This window comes from Streptomyces sp. NPDC001381 (genome assembly GCF_042895685.1).
GTDB lineage: Bacteria > Actinomycetota > Actinomycetes > Streptomycetales > Streptomycetaceae > Streptomyces.
Map to the genome: position 1 here is coordinate 1 of NZ_JBIAWO010000011.1, position 16,762 is coordinate 16,762.

At 74.0% G+C, this 16,762-nt stretch carries 16 protein-coding genes and 1 rRNA gene; 12 read left to right on the forward strand and 5 right to left on the reverse strand.

The window, feature by feature from the left end; translation table 11 throughout:
• Positions 1 to 91, forward strand: a 5S ribosomal RNA gene (gene rrf, locus ACFY2L_RS32935); the annotation flags it as partial.
• Between the two features lie 90 nt (positions 92 to 181).
• On the opposite strand, the gene ACFY2L_RS32940 is transcribed toward rrf, so the two are convergent.
• The gene (locus ACFY2L_RS32940; protein WP_390824260.1) at positions 182 to 853 is read right to left on the reverse strand and encodes a hypothetical protein; all 672 of its coding nucleotides are present in this window, start codon (positions 851 to 853) and stop codon (positions 182 to 184) included.
• Here ACFY2L_RS32940 and ACFY2L_RS32945 point away from each other — a divergent pair.
• Complete coding sequence (locus ACFY2L_RS32945; protein WP_390824261.1) at positions 825 to 1,409, forward strand: hypothetical protein; 585 nt, start codon at positions 825 to 827, stop codon at positions 1,407 to 1,409. The genes ACFY2L_RS32940 and ACFY2L_RS32945 overlap by 29 nt on opposite strands.
• Complete coding sequence (locus ACFY2L_RS32950) at positions 1,301 to 2,026, forward strand: hypothetical protein (RefSeq protein WP_390824258.1); 726 nt, start codon at positions 1,301 to 1,303, stop codon at positions 2,024 to 2,026. Before ACFY2L_RS32945 ends, ACFY2L_RS32950 begins: the two co-directional genes overlap by 109 nt.
• Before the next feature lie 52 nt (positions 2,027 to 2,078).
• On the opposite strand, the gene ACFY2L_RS32955 is transcribed toward ACFY2L_RS32950, so the two are convergent.
• Entirely contained in the window at positions 2,079 to 3,362 is a 1,284-nt protein-coding gene (locus ACFY2L_RS32955; protein ID WP_390824186.1) for a DUF1015 family protein, read from the reverse strand.
• An 82-nt stretch (positions 3,363 to 3,444) separates the two neighbouring features.
• Here ACFY2L_RS32955 and ACFY2L_RS32960 point away from each other — a divergent pair, with 82 nt between their 5' ends.
• From ACFY2L_RS32960 to ACFY2L_RS32975, 4 genes are read left to right on the forward strand one after another with little or no spacing between them, the layout of a single operon-like run.
• On the forward strand, positions 3,445 to 4,494 hold the full coding sequence (locus ACFY2L_RS32960) for an HAD hydrolase-like protein (protein WP_390660632.1): 1,050 nt from the start codon (positions 3,445 to 3,447) through the stop codon (positions 4,492 to 4,494).
• 51 nt (positions 4,495 to 4,545) lie between these two features.
• Positions 4,546 to 5,589, forward strand: coding sequence for a FecCD family ABC transporter permease (locus ACFY2L_RS32965; RefSeq protein WP_390824187.1), 1,044 nt, complete (start codon positions 4,546 to 4,548; stop codon positions 5,587 to 5,589).
• Positions 5,590 to 5,597: 8 nt separating this feature from the next.
• A complete protein-coding gene (locus tag ACFY2L_RS32970; protein WP_390660634.1) occupies positions 5,598 to 6,677 on the forward strand; it encodes a FecCD family ABC transporter permease in 1,080 nt (359 codons plus the stop codon).
• Positions 6,674 to 7,558 carry an ABC transporter ATP-binding protein gene (locus ACFY2L_RS32975; RefSeq protein ID WP_390660635.1) on the forward strand — a complete coding sequence of 295 codons (885 nt, stop codon included), beginning with the start codon at positions 6,674 to 6,676 and terminating at the stop codon, positions 7,556 to 7,558. The genes ACFY2L_RS32970 and ACFY2L_RS32975 overlap by 4 nt, the downstream gene beginning before the upstream one ends.
• On the opposite strand, the gene ACFY2L_RS32980 is transcribed toward ACFY2L_RS32975, so the two are convergent.
• Positions 7,542 to 7,889, reverse strand: a complete 348-nt coding sequence (locus tag ACFY2L_RS32980; protein WP_390660636.1) for a sterol-binding protein — start codon at positions 7,887 to 7,889, stop codon at positions 7,542 to 7,544. The genes ACFY2L_RS32975 and ACFY2L_RS32980 overlap by 17 nt on opposite strands.
• A 42-nt stretch (positions 7,890 to 7,931) precedes the next feature.
• Here ACFY2L_RS32980 and ACFY2L_RS32985 point away from each other — a divergent pair, with 42 nt between their 5' ends.
• The 5 genes from ACFY2L_RS32985 (at position 7,932) to ACFY2L_RS33005 (ending at position 13,596) form a co-directional block, all read left to right on the forward strand.
• On the forward strand, positions 7,932 to 8,237 hold the full coding sequence (locus ACFY2L_RS32985; protein ID WP_390660637.1) for a hypothetical protein: 306 nt from the start codon (positions 7,932 to 7,934) through the stop codon (positions 8,235 to 8,237).
• A 7-nt stretch (positions 8,238 to 8,244) separates the two neighbouring features.
• On the forward strand, positions 8,245 to 9,060 hold the full coding sequence (locus ACFY2L_RS32990) for a TlyA family RNA methyltransferase (protein ID WP_390660638.1): 816 nt from the start codon (positions 8,245 to 8,247) through the stop codon (positions 9,058 to 9,060).
• Positions 9,057 to 9,962, forward strand: a complete 906-nt coding sequence (locus tag ACFY2L_RS32995; protein ID WP_390660639.1) for an NAD kinase — start codon at positions 9,057 to 9,059, stop codon at positions 9,960 to 9,962. The genes ACFY2L_RS32990 and ACFY2L_RS32995 overlap by 4 nt, the downstream gene beginning before the upstream one ends.
• Positions 9,963 to 10,042: 80 nt before the next feature.
• Positions 10,043 to 11,761 (forward strand): DNA repair protein RecN, encoded by a 1,719-nt coding sequence (recN, locus tag ACFY2L_RS33000; RefSeq protein ID WP_390660927.1) that lies wholly within the window; start codon positions 10,043 to 10,045, stop codon positions 11,759 to 11,761.
• A gap of 707 nt (positions 11,762 to 12,468) precedes the next feature.
• Positions 12,469 to 13,596, forward strand: a complete 1,128-nt coding sequence (locus tag ACFY2L_RS33005; protein WP_390660640.1) for a glycosyltransferase family 4 protein — start codon at positions 12,469 to 12,471, stop codon at positions 13,594 to 13,596.
• Positions 13,597 to 13,612: 16 nt separating this feature from the next.
• Here the strand turns inward: ACFY2L_RS33005 and ACFY2L_RS33010 are convergent, their stop codons facing one another.
• Positions 13,613 to 15,256, reverse strand: a complete 1,644-nt coding sequence (locus ACFY2L_RS33010) for a PucR family transcriptional regulator (RefSeq protein ID WP_390824188.1) — start codon at positions 15,254 to 15,256, stop codon at positions 13,613 to 13,615.
• Between the two features lie 90 nt (positions 15,257 to 15,346).
• Entirely contained in the window at positions 15,347 to 16,729 is a 1,383-nt protein-coding gene (locus ACFY2L_RS33015; RefSeq protein WP_390824189.1) for an FAD-binding oxidoreductase, read from the reverse strand.
• Positions 16,730 to 16,762 lie beyond the last annotated feature (33 nt).

Consider the following 16,762-nt stretch of genomic DNA (forward strand, 5'->3'; position numbering starts at 1 on the left):
GCCCGGTTACATTCCGAACCCGGAAGCTAAGCCTTACAGCGCCGATGGTACTGCAGGGGGGACCCTGTGGGAGAGTAGGACACCGCCGAACAATCTTTGGGAAGGACCCCTGGTCACCAGCGTTCAGCTGGGACCAGGGGTCCTTTCGTTTTTAGAATGATTGCGGTACCGAAGACAGGAGTCACCGATGTCCACCAACTCTCCCGACGACCGACCGGAGCGCGACGAGCGGCGACGGGACGGTGGGGATCGCGGCGAACGTGGCGGCTACCGCGGAGATCGTGACCGTGGTGATCGAGGCGGCTTCCGCCGGGACAACGACCGCGGAGGCCCAGGCCGCCGCGACGACAGCCGCGGTGGGCATGGCCGTCGTGACGACCGTGACCGCGGTGACCGCGGTGGCTTCCGCCGTGACGACCGCCGGGACGACAACCGCGGTGGTGGATACGGCCGCCGCGACGACCGGCGCGACGACCGGCGCGAAGGCGATCGGGGCTCGCGTCCCGCGTTCCAGCGTGACGACCGCGACCGTGGCCCGCGTCGGGACGACCGGGACCGTGGCTTCCGTCGCGACGACCGCGGTGACCGGCCGGCCTTCCGGCGCGACGACAACCGTGGCGGGTTCGGGGACCGGGACCGCGGTGGCTACGGGCGCCGTGACGACCGCCGCGACGACCGGCGCGGCGACGACCGCGGAGAGCGCGGCGGCTTCCGCCGTGACGACCGTCGGGACGACCGCGGTGACCGTGGCGGCTTCCGCCGTGACGACAGCCGGGGCGGGTTCCGCAGGGACGACCGGCGTGATGACCGCAGGGACGATCGCCGTGACGACCGCGGTGAGCGTGGGGGCCACCGCGGCGACGACCGCGGTTTCCGGCGCGATGACCGCAGGGACGACCGCGGTGACCGTGGCGGCTTCCGCCGTGACGACCGACGGGACGACCGTGGCGGCGACCGCGGTGACCGCGGGGGCTTCCGCAGGGACGACCGGCGCGATGACCGCCGTGACGACCGGCGCGGCGACGACCGTGGTGGCTTCCGCCGTGACGACCGACGGGACGACCGCCGTGACGACCGCGGCGACCGCGGAGGCTTCCGGCGCGATGACCGCCGTGACGACCGCGGCGGCGACCGCGGTGGGCGTGGCGGCTTCCGGCGTGACGACCGGCGTGACGACCGGGGCGGGCGGCCCGGCGGTTTCCGCGGGCGGGACGACCGTCGCGACGACCGCAGGGACGACCGGCGTGGTGGCGGGCGGTTCCGTGACGAGCGGGACCGGGACCGTGAGCCGATCAAGCGGCTGCCGATCCCCGAGGACGTCACCGGCGAGGAGATCGACAAGGACGTACGGCAGGAGCTGCAGAGCCTGCCCAAGACGCTCGCCGACGACGTCGCCAGGAACCTGGTGATGGTCGCGCGGCTGATCGACGAGGATCCCGAAGGGGCCTACGGGTACAGCAGGGTGGCGCTGCGGCTCGCGTCGCGTGTCGCCGCGGTGCGCGAGGCGGCCGGGTTCGCGGCGTACGCGAACCAGAAGTACAGCGAGGCGCTCGCCGAGTTCCGTGCGGCGCGGCGGATGACCGGCTCGGTGGACCTGTGGCCCGTCATGGCCGACTGCGAGCGGGGGCTCGGGCGGCCGGAGAAGGCGCTGGACATGGCCGGTGCCCCCGAGGTGCACAAGCTCGACAAGGCCGGCCAGGTGGAGATGCGGCTCGTCGCGGCTGGCGCCCGGCGCGACATGGGGCAGCTGGACGCGGCCATCGTGACGCTGCAGAGCCCCGAGCTCGCCTCCAACTCCGTCCAGCCGTGGACCGCGCGGCTGCGCTACGCGTACGCCGACGCGCTGCTGGCCGCCGGACGTCAGGGCGAGGCGCGGGAGTGGTTCGCGAAGGCCGTCGAGGCGGACCGCGACGGCAGCACCGACGCCTCGGACCGGCTCGCCGAGATGGACGGCGTGGAGTTCGTCGACGCTCTCGACGAGAGTGAGTCCGAGGAGACGCCGACCGAGGACGTCGACAAGGACTGAGCGCACTGACTGACAGGGGCGGGTTCCACGGGGAACCCGCCCCTTCCGCGTTTCAGACGTCCAGTGCGCGCAGGACCAGGCCGGAGGCCGGCTTGGGGCCGAAGGACGTCGACTTGCGGGGCATCGTGACGCCCTGGCGGGCGAGGTCGCGGACGACCTCCTCGCGGACGGGGTGGAGCAGGACCGCCGTGGCGCCGCTGCGTTCCGCCTTCCGCACGGTGGCCGCCGTGTCGTGGATGTAGGCGACGCGGGCCGGGTCGTCCTCCGGGATGTGCCAGACATGGGCGAGGAGGGTGGCGTGCAGGACCGTCGCGTCCAGGGTGCGCCAGGCCTGTGGGCGGTCCCGGGGGACCGTGCGGTCCAGGAGGGCCGGGTCCGGGCGGTCGAGGAGGTGGAAGGCGCCGTCGCCCGCGAGCAGGAAGGCGTTGCCCGCGCAGGCCGCGTCGGCCAGGGCGTCCAGCGCCTCGGGGAGGGGGACCGGAAGGTGCCGGACGCGGAACCGGTGCTCCACCGCGGCCAGGGCCTGTGCCACCGGCAGGCCGTGCAGGAGGCGGTGGATGGCGCGGACGCGCAGGGGGTAGCGGGCCGTGTCGACGAGGAGGACGAGGCCGTGGTCCCAGGGGCTGGGGGAGGGGTGCTCGGCGCGGAGCCGCCGGTAGGTGGCCCAGCGGTGGTGGCCGTCGGCGATCAGGGCCTGGTGGTGGGCGAGGTCCGCCTGGACGAGGGCCTGCTCGGCGCGGTCGGTGATCGCCCACAGGCGGTGGCGGTAGCCGTCCTCGGTGGTGGTGGCGAGGAGCGGGGGCCGTTGCGCGGTGCGGTCCACGATCTCCGCCGCCGTGCCGTTGCCGCGGTAGGTGAGGAGGAGCGGTTCGAGGTTGGCGCAGGTGGCCCGCATGAGGGCCGCGCGCTCCGCCACGACGGGCGCTATGACGTCCTCGTGGGGCAGGACGACTCCCTCCGCCGGGTCGGAGACGCGCAGGGTGCCGATGAGGCCGCGCTGGAGCATGCCGTCGGCGTGACGCTGCTCGTACACGTACAGGGCGGGCTCCGGGTCGGCCGTCAGGACGCCCTCGGCCAGCCAGCGGCGCAGGGCGTCGGCGGCCTGTTCGTTGCGGGCGCTGGGTGTGGTCGCCTGGGGGAGGATCAGGCGGACGATGTTGTACGGGTCGGCGTCCTGGAGGTGGTGCAGGCCGTCGGGGCGGACGACGACGTCGTACGGCGGGGACGTGACGGCGGCGAGGCTGCCGACCCGGTCGGGGTCGTAGCGCAGGCCTCGGAACGGGGTGAGTTCCAGGCCTCGGTGCGCCGTTGCTTCCGAGTGACCTGCTGTGTTCATCCCGGCATCGTACGGGTCGCACGTGTGTCAGTGGCATGCGCGATGATCGGGGGAAAGCGGATCGATCGAGGAGCGATGCGGAATGAGCCGGAGCGTCAGGACGAGGCCCGAGGCCAGTGGGCAGGCCCTGAGCGAGGCGTACGACACGGCGCTGCTCGATCTGGACGGGGTGGTGTACGCGGGCGGTAGCGCGATCGTGCACGCCGTCGAGTCGCTGGACACCGCCCGGGCGGGCGGGATGCGTCTGGCGTACGTCACCAACAACGCGCTGCGGACGCCGGACGCCGTGGCCGGGCACCTCACCGAGCTGGGGATTCCCACGGGGGCCGAGGACGTCATCACCTCGGCCCAGGCGGTCGCGCGGCTGATCGCCGAGCAGGTGCCGGCGGGGGCGCGGGTGCTGGTGATCGGCGGTGAGGGGCTGCGGGTCGCGCTGCGGGAGCGGGGGCTCACGCCGGTGGAGTCCGCGGACGACGATCCGGCGGCCGTGGTGCAGGGGTACGGCGGGCCGGACCTGCCGTGGGGGCGGTTCGCGGAGGCTTCGTACGCCGTGGCGCGCGGTGTGCCGTGGTTCGCGTCCAACACCGATCTGACGATTCCGAGCGGGCGGGGGATCGCGCCGGGCAACGGGGCGGCGGTGGAGGTCGTGCGGATAGCGACCGGTGCCGAGCCGCAGGTCGCGGGCAAGCCGCTGCCTCCGATGCACCGGGAGACGATCCTGCGGACGGGCGCGGAGCGGCCGTTGGTCGTCGGGGACCGGCTGGACACCGACATCGAGGGGGCGTTCAACGGGGAGGTGGACTCGCTGCTGGTCCTCACCGGGGTCACGGACGGGGCGCAGTTGCTGGCCGCGCCGCCGCAGCACCGGCCGACGTTCGTGGACGCCGACCTGCGCGGGCTGCTCACCGGGCAGCCGGAGGTGAGCGTGGCCGGGGACGGGTTCCGGTGCGGGGGCTGGACGGCGACGGCGGGTGCCGTGGGGGTCCCCGCGCACGAGCGAAGGCTGGAGCTGGACGGGGACGGTGAGGCGCTGGACGGCCTGCGGGCGCTGTGCGCGGCGGCCTGGACGGCCGCGGGGGAGGGCAGTTGTGAGCTGGACGGGGCGAAGGCGCTGGCGCGGCTGGGACTGTGAGTCCCTCACCAGGGATCGAGAGGGGTTGGGAGGGTAGGCTAACCTAACTGCGTGTTGGTCGACAGTGTTCCCGAACAGCGCGCGGAGACCGCCCCCGCGCCCCCAACCCGCCGGGCGATCCGTTCCGTTGGGCTGCTCGCCGCCGTGGCGCTGCTGCTGGCGGTGGCGGTGGCGAGCATCGCCGTCGGGGCGAAGGAGCTGTCCGTCGCCCAGGTCTGGCACGGGCTGTTCGCGGATTCGGGGACGTACGCGGACGTCGTCGTCGACGAGCGGCTGTCGCGGACCGTGCTCGGGCTGCTCGTCGGCGCCGCGCTGGGGCTGTCCGGCGCCGTGCTCCAGGCCCTGACGCGCAATCCGCTGGCCGACCCCGGGCTGCTCGGCATCAACGCGGGCGCCTCGGCCGCCGTGGTCACCGCGATCACCTTCCTCGGGGTGACGAGCCTGACCGGCTATGTGTGGTTCGCCTTCCTGGGCGCGGCGGCGGTCGGCGCGCTGGTGTGGTTCCTGGGCGGGAGCCGGGGGGCGACGCCGGTTCGGCTCGCGCTCGCCGGCACCGCGATCAGCGCCGCGCTGTACGGCTACCTCCAGGCCGTGATGATCATGGATGACGCGGCGCTCGCCCGGATGCGGTTCTGGACGGTCGGTTCGCTGTCGACGGCGACGGACGGGACCATCGGGCAGGTGCTGCCCTTCCTGGCCGTCGGCACGGTCCTGGCACTCGCCCTGGCCCGGCCCCTCAACGCCATGGAGATGGGCGACGACACGGCCAGGGCGCTGGGCGCCCACCTGCACCGCACCCGGGCGCTGGCCATGCTCGCGGCGACGCTGCTGTGCGGGGCCGCGACCGCCGCCTGCGGGCCGATCATGTTCGTCGGGCTGATGGTGCCGCACGTCGTCCGCTCGTTCACCGGCCCCGACCTGCGCTGGATCATGCCGTACGCGGCGATCCTGTCGCCCGTGCTGCTGCTCGGCTCCGATGTGATCGGCCGGGTCGTCGCCCGCCCGTCCGAGGTCCAGGTCGGCATCATCACCGCGATCATCGGCGGGCCGGTCTTCATCTTTCTCGTACGAGGGCGGAGGACGGCCCAGCTGTGAGGACCGACGTGACGACCGAGAGCACGCCGGTGCGGGAGACCCCCGTGCCGCGGACCGGGCCCCGGGCCCTGCGCACCCCGGGCGGACTGTCGCTGCGGCTGGACCTGCGGGCCCTGACCGTCGTCGTGCTGCTGATCGTCGCCGCGTTCGCCGCGAGCGTCGTGCTGATCGGCACCGGCGACTTCCCGATCTCGACCGGCGACGTGGTGAAGACCCTGTTCGGCGAGGGGAACCCCGGTCAGGAGCTCATCGTCAACGAGCTGCGGCTGCCGCGGGTCCTCGTCGGGCTGCTGGTGGGCGCCTCGCTGGGGCTCGGAGGTGCGCTGTTCCAGGCCGTGTCGCGCAACCCGCTGGGCAGCCCGGACGTGCTCGGCCTCGGGCAGGGGGCGACGGCCGGCGCGCTCGTAATGATCGTGCTGTTCTCCGGGAGCACCACCCAGGTCACCCTCGGCGCGCTGGTCGGCGGGCTGGTGACCGGGGCCGCGATCTATCTGCTGGCGTGGAAGCGGGGCGTGCACGGCTACCGGCTGGTGCTGGTCGGCATCGGCGTGTCGGCCATGGCGACGGCGGTCAACGGCTATCTGATCACCAAGGCCGACTTCGTCGACGCGGCCCGTGCCGTCGTCTGGATGACCGGCACCCTGGACGGGCGGGACTGGAAGCAGGTCTGGCCGCTGCTCGTGCTGGTCTGCGTACTCGTACCGCTCGTCCTCGCCAACGCCCGCGGCCTGCGGATGATGGAGATGGGCGACGACGTCTCCCACGCGCTCGGCGTGCGGGTGGAGCGCGTACGGCTGGTGCTGATGGTGTCGGCCGTGCTGCTCACCGCCGCCGCGACGGCCGCCGCTGGTCCCGTCAGCTTCGTGGCGCTCACCGCGCCGCAGCTCGCCCGGCGGCTGACCCGCTCGCCCGGCCCGAACCTCGTGCCGTCCCTGTGCATGGGAGCCGCCCTGCTGGTCACGGCCGACTGGGCCTCGCAGCGGCTGTTCGGCGACGGACAGCTTCCGGTGGGCGTGGTCACCGGTGTGCTCGGCGGGGTCTACCTGCTGTGGCTCCTCGTCACCGAACGCAAGGCGGGCCGGATATGAGCGGCACGGCCGGCACCGACGGCCGCGCGGCCGACCCGAACAACCGAAGGAGCAGCGTGAACCGCCTGTCCGCCGAGAACGTCACCCTCGCCTACGACCAGCGGGTCATCGCGGAGCAGCTCTCGGTGGAGATACCCGACAACTCGTTCACCGTGATCGTCGGCCCCAACGCGTGCGGCAAGTCGACGCTCCTGCGGGCGCTGTCGCGGATGCTGAAGCCCTCCCGGGGGCGGGTGCTGCTCGACGGGCAGGTCATCCAGTCGATGCCCGCGAAGAAGGTCGCGCGCACCCTGGGCCTGCTGCCGCAGTCGTCCATCGCTCCGGACGGGATCACCGTCGGCGACCTGGTGGGCCGCGGCCGATACCCGCACCAGGGCATCCTGCGGCAGTGGTCGGCCGAGGACGAGCGGGTCGTCCAGGAGTCCATGGCACAGACCGGGGTGGCCGAGCTCGCCGACCGGTACGTCGACGAGCTGTCCGGCGGCCAGCGGCAGCGCGTGTGGATCGCCATGGCGCTCGCTCAGCAGACCCCGCTGCTGCTGCTCGACGAGCCGACGACCTTCCTCGACATCCAGCACCAGATCGACGTCCTCGACCTGTGCGCCGAACTGCACGAGGAACAGGGCCGCACGCTCGTCGCCGTGCTGCACGACCTCAACCACGCGGCCCGGTACGCCACCCATCTCATCGCGCTCAAGGGCGGCGAGGTCATCGCGCAGGGTGCGCCGAACGACGTCGTCACGGCCGCACTGGTCGAGGAGGTCTTCGGGCTGCGCTGCCAGGTCATCGACGACCCGGAGACGGGGACGCCGCTGGTGGTGCCGGCCGCGCGCAGGGCGCGGGCCCAGGCCGGGCGGGTGGTGGCTACAGAAGCTTCCTGAGCTGGAACAGGTCCCGCAGACCGGCCTCCAGCTTCACCCGGCCCGACCCCCAGGCCTTGGCGAAGTGCAGCTCGCCGGCGACCAGCGCGACCAGGTCGTCGCCGGTCATGGTCAGCCTGATCTGGGCCTTCTCCCGAGGAGGGCCCTGCAGGGTGTCCCGCACCACGATCCGGCCGCCCCTCATCCGGCCGGCGAACGTGACGTCCAGGTCCGTGATCCAGCAGCTCACCGAGCGGTCCAGGGAAACGGCGGTGCGGACGTCGCCTTCGGCGCTCTGCATGTTCTCCGAGAGCTTCTCGAGTGCCGCACGGCACTCCTCAGTCGTGGCCATCGCGACCGACGGTACCCCAGCCGTTCGCGATAGCGTCTGGGCATGAGCGACACGTTGCCGGAGCCGCAGCCGGAGACCGCGCCGGAGGAGCCGGAGTACGACCCCGCCGCGCCCGCCCCGCTGGCCGTGCCCCGCATCCCCACCGGCGACGCCGAGGTCGACGCCCTGCTGGACCGGCTCGCCGACGCCGACCACCTCGCCACCGACGGACACATCGAGGTGTACGAGGATGTACACCGGGGGCTGCGCGACGCGCTCACCGCGCTCGACGCCCGCCCGGGACCTCCGGCGCCCTCACCGTCGTATGACCAGAGGGCGCCCTCACCCTCGTATGGCACTAGGAGCTGAACCGAACGTGGCAGGAGTCGCACGCCGCCGTCTGGACGCGGAGCTGGTCCGCCGGAAGCTCGCGCGCTCGCGTGAGCATGCCGGGCAGCTGATCGCGGCGGGGCGGGTCACCGTCGGCAAGACCGTCGCGACCAAGCCGGCCACTCAGGTGGAGACGGCGGCCGCGATCGTCGTCGCCGTGGACGACGACGACCCCGACTACGTCTCGCGGGGCGGGCACAAGCTCGCCGGGGCGCTGAAGGCGTTCGTGCCGCAGGGGCTCGTCGTCGAGGGGCGGCGGGCACTGGACGCCGGGGCGTCCACCGGGGGGTTCACGGACGTGCTGCTGCGGGCGGGGGCCGCGCACGTCGTCGCCGTGGACGTGGGGTACGGACAACTCGCCTGGTCTCTTCGAAGCGATGAACGCGTCACCGTCAAGGACCGTACGAACGTACGCGAGTTGACGCTTGAAGCGATCGATGGGGAGCCTGTGGATCTTGTCGTGGGGGACTTGTCCTTCATTCCGCTCGGGCTGGTGCTGCCGGCCCTGGCGCGGTGCACCGAGCCGGACGCGGATCTGGTGATGATGGTCAAGCCCCAGTTCGAGGTGGGGAAGGAACGGCTCGGCAGCGGGGGCGTCGTACGCAGCCCGCAGCTGCGGGCCGAGGCGGTGCGCGGCGTCGCCGAGAGGGCGTGGGACCTGGGGCTCGGGGTGAAGGGTGTCACCGCCAGTCCGCTGCCCGGGCCCTCGGGCAACGTCGAGTACTTTCTGTGGCTCCGGGCCGGGGCGCCTGCCCTGGACCCGGCCGACGTTGACCGTGCAGTTGCGGAGGGGCCGCGTTGACACAGAACCGAGCTCGTACTGTTTTCCTGCTCGCCCACACGGGCCGGCCCGCCGCGATCCGCAGCGCGGAACTGGTGGTGAAGGGGCTGCTGCGCGAGGGCATCGGGGTGCGCGTCCTGGAGTACGAGGCGGCCGACCTGCCCCTGCCGGACGAGGTGGAGCTGGTCTCCGAGGCCACCCCGCAGTGCCTGGAGGGCTGCGAGCTGCTCATCGTCCTCGGCGGTGACGGGACGCTGCTGCGCGGCGCGGAGTTCGCGCGGGCCTCCGGGGTGCCGATGCTCGGCGTCAACCTCGGCAGCGTCGGCTTCCTCGCCGAGGCCGAGCGCGACGACCTCGACAAGGTCGTCGACCGCGTGGTGTCGAAGGCGTACGAGGTCGAGGAGCGGATGACCGTCGATGTCGTCGTGCACCGCAACGGCGACATCGTGCACACGGACTGGGCGCTGAACGAGGCGGCGGTGCAGAAGGCCGGCGCGGAGAAGCTGCTCGAGGTCGTGCTGGAGATCGACGGGCGGCCGGTGACCGGGTTCGGGTGTGACGGGATCGTCCTGTCGACACCGACCGGGTCCACCGCGTACGCGTTCTCGGCCGGCGGTCCCGTGGTGTGGCCCGAGGTCGAGGCACTGCTGATGGTGCCGATCAGCGCGCACGCGCTGTTCGCCAAGCCGCTGGTGACCTCTCCGAACTCCGTGCTCGCCGTGGAACTGCTGCCGCACATTCCGCCGGGTGTGCTGTGGTGCGACGGGCGGCGGACCTTCGAGCTGCCGCCGGGGGCGCGGGTGGAGGTGCGGCGAGGGGCCGTGCCGGTGCGGCTGGCCCGGCTGCATCACGCCTCCTTCACCGACCGGCTCGTGGCGAAGTTCGCCCTGCCCGTTTCCGGGTGGCGGGGGGCCCGGCACTAGGGACGTCCACTCGGCCGGGTGACAGGGTGCCTCGCACTTTCTCCGTCCGACCTCGTAAGGTCTTCTCCGTGTTGGAGGAGATGCGGATACGGTCGCTCGGAGTCATCGACGACGCTGTCGTCGAGCTGTCGCCCGGCTTCACCGCCGTCACGGGCGAGACGGGCGCGGGCAAGACCATGGTGGTCACCAGCCTCGGGCTGCTGCTGGGCGGGCGCGCCGATGCCGCGCTCGTGCGGATCGGCGCCGAGCGGGCGGTCGTGGAGGGGCGGATCGCCGTGCCCGCGGACGCCTCGGTGGTCGTACGGGCCGAGGAGGCGGGGGCCGAGCTCGACGACGGGGCGCTGCTCATCAGCCGTACCGTTTCCGCCGAGGGACGGTCGCGGGCGCATGTCGGCGGGCGCAGTGTGCCCGTGGGCGTGCTGGCCGAGCTGGCCGACGAGCTGGTGGCCGTGCACGGGCAGACCGACCAGCAGGGGCTGCTGAAGCTGTCCCGGCAGCGGCAGGCGCTCGACCGGTACGCCGGGGACGCCGTCGCCGTGCCGCTCGCCAAGTACACCGAGGCCTACCGGCGGCTGCGGGCCGTGGCCGTCGAGCTGGACGAGATCGTCACGCGCGCGCGTGAGCGGGCCCAGGAGGCCGACATGCTGCGCTTCGGCCTGGAGGAGGTCGCCGGCGTCGAGCCGCGCGCCGGGGAGGACGTGGAGCTGGCGGAGGAGGCGGAGCGGCTCGGGCACGCGGAGGCGCTGTCCTCGGCCGCCACGGCCGCTCACGCGGCTCTCGCGGGCAATCCCGAGGATCCCGAGGGCATCGACGCCGCGACGCTCGTGGCGGGCGCTCAGCGGGCCCTGGAGGCCGTCCGGTCGCACGATCCGGCACTGGCGGCGCTGACCGACCGGATCGGGGAGATCGGGATCCTGCTCGGCGATGTGGCGGGCGAGCTCGCCGGGTACGCCGACGACCTCGACGCCGATCCGCTGCGGCTGGCGGCGGTGGAGGAGCGGCGGGCCGCGCTCACCGCGCTGACCCGCAAGTACGGACCCGATGTGAACGCGGTGCTGGCGTGGGCCGAGCAGAGCGCCGCGCGCCTGACCGAACTGGACGGCGACGACGAGCGGATCGACGAGCTGACCGCCGAGCGGGACGCGCTGCGGACCGAACTGGGCGGGCTGGCGCAGGCGCTGACGGACGCGCGTACGGAGGCCGCCGAGCGGTTCGCCGCCGCCGTGACCGCCGAGCTGGCCTCGCTGGCCATGCCGCACGCGCGCGTGTCGTTCGCCATCCGGCAGACCGAGGACCCCGAGGGCGTCGAGGTCGGCGGGCGCACGGTCGCCTACGGGCCGTCCGGCGCCGACGAGGTCGAGCTGCTGCTCGCCCCGCACCCGGGCGCGCCGCCGCGGCCCATCGCCAAGGGTGCCTCCGGCGGTGAGCTGTCCCGCGTGATGCTGGCCGTGGAGGTCGTGTTCGCGGGGACGGATCCCGTGCCGACGTATCTCTTCGACGAGGTCGACGCGGGCGTCGGCGGCAAGGCGGCCGTGGAGATCGGGCGGCGGCTCGCGAAGCTTGCGAAGTCGGCGCAGGTCGTGGTGGTCACCCACCTCCCGCAGGTCGCCGCCTTCGCCGACCGCCAGCTGCTGGTCGAGAAGACCAACGACGGGTCGGTGACCCGCTCCGGCGTGAAGGTCCTGGAGGGCGAGGAACGCATCCGGGAACTGTCCCGGATGCTCGCCGGACAGGAGGACTCCGAAACGGCCCGGGCACACGCGGAGGAACTACTGGCGACGGCCCGCGCGGACGCGTAGCGGCGACTCGCCGGGGGACGCGTAGAGCCGACGGGCTGGGGGATGCGCAGGGCCGGCACGCGGGGGCAGACGCCCAGGGTGGGCATGCTCGGTGGGCGCGTGGGGCGGATGCGTCGGGCCGTAACCATGGGCGGATGCCCGTGGCGGACGCGTTCGGCGGGCGCGCCGGGCGGACGCTCAGGGGCGGCGCGTCGGGTGGGCGCGTAGAGCTGACGCGCCGGATGGTCGCGAGGGGGCGTCGAGTGGACGCGGGGGCCGACATGCGGGGCGGATGCGTCGGGCCGTATCCCTGGGCGGATGCCCGTGGCGGACGCGTTGAGTGGGCGCGCCGGGCGGACGCCCGGGGCCTACACGCTGGGTGGACGCGGGGGCGGACACCATGGGCCGACGTGCGGGGCGGACGTGCGGGACCGACGCGGAGGGGTGGACGCGTCGGGTGGGTGCGTGGGGCGGACGGGTGGGGTGGGGGATGTGCGGGGAGGGGGTTCGGGAGGGAGGAATCGAACGGGGTCCTGGGTTTCTTCACTCGTGTGGGTGAACTGTGCGGCCGTGTCGCCGGGGGCCCGGGGGCCGGGCGGCACGGAACACCCGTACGTGCTGGCATCCTTGGGCGTAGTACGTGGAGGAAACCGAGCGGTCCACCCCTCCGCCGGTCCCTCTGTCCGTCCTTCGTGACCGTCCGACGCCGAACCAGGAGCCCCGGCCACGTGAGCAGCCACTCACCGCACGGCCAGTCGCCGCTGCGCACCGTGCAGGTGCTGGGCGGTGGCAACGCCGGCAGCAGCGCGCACGTGCGCTCCCTGGCCGCGGGGCTCGTCGCGCGGGGCGTGCGGGTGACGGTGTGCGCCCCCTCCGAGGCCGAGCACCTCTACGACTTCACGGGCGCCGGCGCCGAACACGTGCACGTGCCGCGCAGCAGCGACCCGGGGGCGGTGGCCACGCTGCGGGCGGCCTGCACGGACGCCGACCTGGTCCACGCGCACGGACTGCACGCCTCCTTCCGGGCCGTCCTCGCGCTCAGCGGGCGCAGCACCCCGCTCGTCGTCACCTGGCACAACCGGGCGCGTGCCGAGGGCGCCCGCGCCCATCTGCTGCGGCTGCTGGAGCGGCGGGTGGCGAAGGCGGCCACCGTGGTGCTGGGCACCACCTCCGGCCTCGTCGACCGGGCGCGCCGGACCGGGGCCAGGGACGCGCGGTTCGCCGGTGTGGCGCTGCCCGGCCCCCGGCGCACCGACGGGCAGGAGGACGCCGAGCAGTCGCATCCCAAGGTGCGGGCCGAACTCGGCGCGACCGGCCGCCCGCTGCTCATGGCCGTCGGATCACTGGACCGTCACCGGGGCTACGACCTGCTGCTGGACGCCACGCACGCGTGGTGCCGGCTGGACCCCGTGCCCCTGGTCGTCATCGCGGGGGAGGGGCCGCTGCGGCCGGCGCTCCAGCGCCGTATCGAGGACGAGGAGCTGCCGGTGCGGCTGCTCGGCCGGCGGGACGACGTCGGAGCCCTGCTCGCCGCCGCCGACCTCGCGCTGCTGCCGGGCGGCGAGGAGGCCCGGTCGGTCCTGGCGCAGGAGGCCCTCCACGCGCGCGTACCACTGGTCGCCGCCCACACCGGAGGCGTCCGCGAACTCGTCGGCGACGCCGCGGAACTCGTACCGCCCGACGACGCCAAGGCCTTCTCCGACGCCGTCGTCCGCCTGCTCGACGACCCGCGGCGGTGCGAGCGGCTGCGCGACCTGGGGACCCGTCAGGCAGCCGCCTGGCCCACCGAGGACGAGACCGTCGAGCAGGTCCTCAGCGTCTACGACGAGCTGACGCAGCCCCTGCCGATGGTCTGACCCGGCGGACGGTCCCTCAGGACACGTGCCTGCGGGCCCGCAGCGCCAGACTCAGCGCCAGGACCGTCTGCGGGTCGTCCAGGTCGGTGCCCAGCAACTCACCGATACGGGCCAGTCGGTTGTAGAGCGTCTGGCGGTTGAGGTGCAGTTCGCGGGCCGTCTCCGCCTTGCGGCCGGCATGCGCCAGATAGGTCTCCAGCGTGGGCAGCAGGGGCGGCTTGGAGCGGTCGTCGTGGTCGCGGACCGGGCCGATCGCGCGGTCCACGAAGGCGGCCAGATCGGGGTGGTCGCGCAGGCGCCACAGCAGCAGGTCGATGTCCAGGCGGCGGGCGTCGTACCAGGGGCGGTCCGACAGGCCCTGGGCGGCGGTCGCCGTCTCCGCCGCGTGGCGCAGCCCCGCCGAGGCCGCCGCCCAGCCGCCCGCGACCCCGACGACCACGACGGGCGGCGGGGCGCCCGGCCGCTGCATCCCGGCCCGTTCCACCCCGGCCCGCAGCGCCGCCGCGACCCGGTCCGCGACCGCCGACCGCTCCGACTCCGACCGCAGGCCCAGCAGCAGCGGCACCCGGCCCTCCACCGGCCGTACGCCCAGCAGCACCGGCACGCCCACCGACGCCAGTTCCTCACCGACCGCCCGCGCCAGCACCGCCCAGCCTCCGCCGGGGGCGAGGGCGTCGCCCAGCCGCATGACGACCGGCAGCAGCGGGCCGGTACCGGGCCGGAAACCGAGCACCCGCGCCTGGGCCGGAGCGTCCGCCGCCGCGATGCGGCCCTCGGCGAGGTCGGTCAGGAAGTCGCCCCGGCCGCGCGCCGCCAGTTCCTCCTCCTGACGGGCCTGCATCAGCACCACCGCCAGGATCCCCGCAGCCCGCTCGGCGGCGATCCGGTGCACCGGGGCGAGCGGGGCGCGCACGGGCAGGAGCACGAGCCGCGCGCGGACCGAACCCGCCCCCGGCCCGCCGCCGGGGACATCCACCAGCACCGAACCGGCTGGCGGCGGCGCGTCCTTGTGCGGGCCGCGCAGCCCCTCCCACACCTGGAGCGGATCCGCCCCTTCCGGCCCCTCGCCGGCCGCGTACAGGAGCCGGCCGTCCGTCGTCTCCAGGAACACCGGGTTGCCGCTGAACCCGGCCAGGATGCCCAGCACCTGAGGGATCCCGCCGCCGCCCAGCAGGGCCTCCGTGCAACGGCGGTGGACCTCCTCGGCGCGCTGGAGCAGGGCGTAGTGGCCGTTGACGATCTCGGTGTGGATCTCCTCCGTGACCGCCACGAAGGGCACCTCGCGGTGCAGCTGGACCAGGGGCAGCCCGCTCGCCCTCGCCGTCTCCACGAGCGTCGCGGGCAGCCGTGTGAAGCGAGGCCCGAGTTCGATCACCAGGGCCGCGATGCCCCGCTCGGCCAGCGTCCGCACGAACGCCCGCTGTTCTGCCGCACGGGTGCCGAGGCCGTAGCCCGTGGTCAGCAGCAACTCGCCGCCCTTGAGCAGCGAGGCGATGTGCGGGACCTCGCCCGCGTGCACCCAGCGCACGGTCCGCCCCAGCCGGTCGGCACCCGCCAGGATCTCCGGCAGCCCGCTGCGCAGTCCGGGCAGCTCCAGCGCGCGCTGCACGGTGATGCCGGCGTTCGGGCTGTCGGGTCGGTGGTCCGTGCGGCTGTCCATGCAGCGGACGCTACCTGCGAAGACGTCCCGGCGACATCTCCGCGGGTTGCGCGGGCCGCGCCCGGTGGGCGACGCGGACGCCGACGGCGTTCAGGCCGGCCTGATGTTGTGGTTGAAGCGGAAGACGTTGTCGGGGTCGTACCGCCGCTTCACCTCGGCGAGCCGGCGGGCGTTCTCCGCGCCGAGGCCGGCCACCACCCGCTCGGTGCCCTCGTCGCCGATGAAGTTGAGGTAGACGTCGCCGGTGCTCCACGGGCGGACGCGGGCGCGCACGTCCCGGACCCACGCGACGCCGCGTTCGTCGTCCGCCGGGTCCTCCCAGATCCCGAACGGGTGCACGGCCCAGGGCGCGTCCCGGTACGGCACCGGATACTCGTGGGGCCCGTCGGCGATCGCGCCGCCCTGCGGCATCAGCAGGTGCTGGGTGGCCGTGGGCACGGGCATGGAGTCCGCGAGGGCGCAGTAGGCGTCCACGAAGTCGTCGGGCGCGTGCGTCAGGTACTCCGCCGACCAGTAGTTCCGCATCCCGGGCGGATCGTCGATCATGCACTGGACGTCCGCGTACGGCATCGCCCCGACGACCTCCGCCTCGTGCGGCAGCGCCAGCAGCGGCTGGGCCAGCTTGCGCATGTCCTCCTCGGCCCCGGCGTACGTCAGCAGCGCCCCGCACACCAGCCGGCCGACCAGCGGCGGCGGCACGAACTCCTCCGGCGGGCCGGTGAGGTACAGGACCGCGCCGCTGGCCTCGACGGGGGCCGCCTCGATGAGGTCGCGGTAGGTGCGCACGACCTCCGGGCCGTACTCCGGCAGGTACAGCACCAGCGCGATGGAGAACTCGGGCAGCTCGTACAGCCTCAGGGTGAGCGCGGTGGCGACGCCGAAGTTGCCGCCGCCGCCGTGCAGGGCCCAGAACAGGTCCGGGTGTTCGTCGCCGTTCGCGTGGGTCCGCTCGCCGTCGGCGGTGACCAGTTCGACGCCGAGCAGGTTGTCGACCGCGAGGCCGCAGCGGCGGTCCAGCCAGCCGGTGCCGCCGCCCAGGACGAAGCCGCCGACGCCGGTGGTGGAGGCCCGGCCGCCGGTCGTGGCGAGGCCGAAGGGCTGGCAGGCGCGGTCCAGGTCGCTCATCGTGGCGCCGCCCGCCACCCGCACCGCCTCGGCCGCGGGATCCACGGTGACCGCCCGCATGTGCCGCAGATCGATCACCAGCGCCGCGTCGCCCAGCGCCATCCCCGCCACGCTGTGCCCGCCGCCGCGCACCGCGATCTTCAGATCCAGGTCACGGGCGAAGCGCACCGCCCGGACGACATCGTCCTCGTCCACGCACTGGGCGATCACCGCCGGACGCCGGTCGATCATCGCGTTGAAGACCGTGCGCGCTTCGTCGTAGCCGACGTCCCCCGGGGCGAACACATCGCCGGCCAGATCCTCGCGGAGCGCGGTCAGCGCCGCGCCCGCCTTCGACGGGGAGGCCATGGGGCGCCCCCTTCCGTGCAGGGGCTGGTCCTC

What these genes read in the sequence shown, in the direction of transcription:
- ACFY2L_RS32985 (WP_390660637.1), top strand. Translation starts at nt 7,932, where the DNA reads ATGAGCGACACGTTGCCGGAGCCGCAGCCGGAGACCGCGCCGGAGGAG.
- ACFY2L_RS33010 (WP_390824188.1), bottom strand. Translation starts at nt 15,256, where the DNA reads ATGGACAGCCGCACGGACCACCGACCCGACAGCCCGAACGCCGGCATC.
- recN (WP_390660927.1), top strand. Translation starts at nt 10,043, where the DNA reads ATGCGGATACGGTCGCTCGGAGTCATCGACGACGCTGTCGTCGAGCTG.
- ACFY2L_RS33015 (WP_390824189.1), bottom strand. Translation starts at nt 16,729, where the DNA reads ATGGCCTCCCCGTCGAAGGCGGGCGCGGCGCTGACCGCGCTCCGCGAG.
- ACFY2L_RS32975 (WP_390660635.1), top strand. Translation starts at nt 6,674, where the DNA reads ATGAGCGGCACGGCCGGCACCGACGGCCGCGCGGCCGACCCGAACAAC.
- ACFY2L_RS32955 (WP_390824186.1), bottom strand. Translation starts at nt 3,362, where the DNA reads ATGAACACAGCAGGTCACTCGGAAGCAACGGCGCACCGAGGCCTGGAA.
- ACFY2L_RS32980 (WP_390660636.1), bottom strand. Translation starts at nt 7,889, where the DNA reads ATGGCCACGACTGAGGAGTGCCGTGCGGCACTCGAGAAGCTCTCGGAG.
- ACFY2L_RS32960 (WP_390660632.1), top strand. Translation starts at nt 3,445, where the DNA reads ATGAGCCGGAGCGTCAGGACGAGGCCCGAGGCCAGTGGGCAGGCCCTG.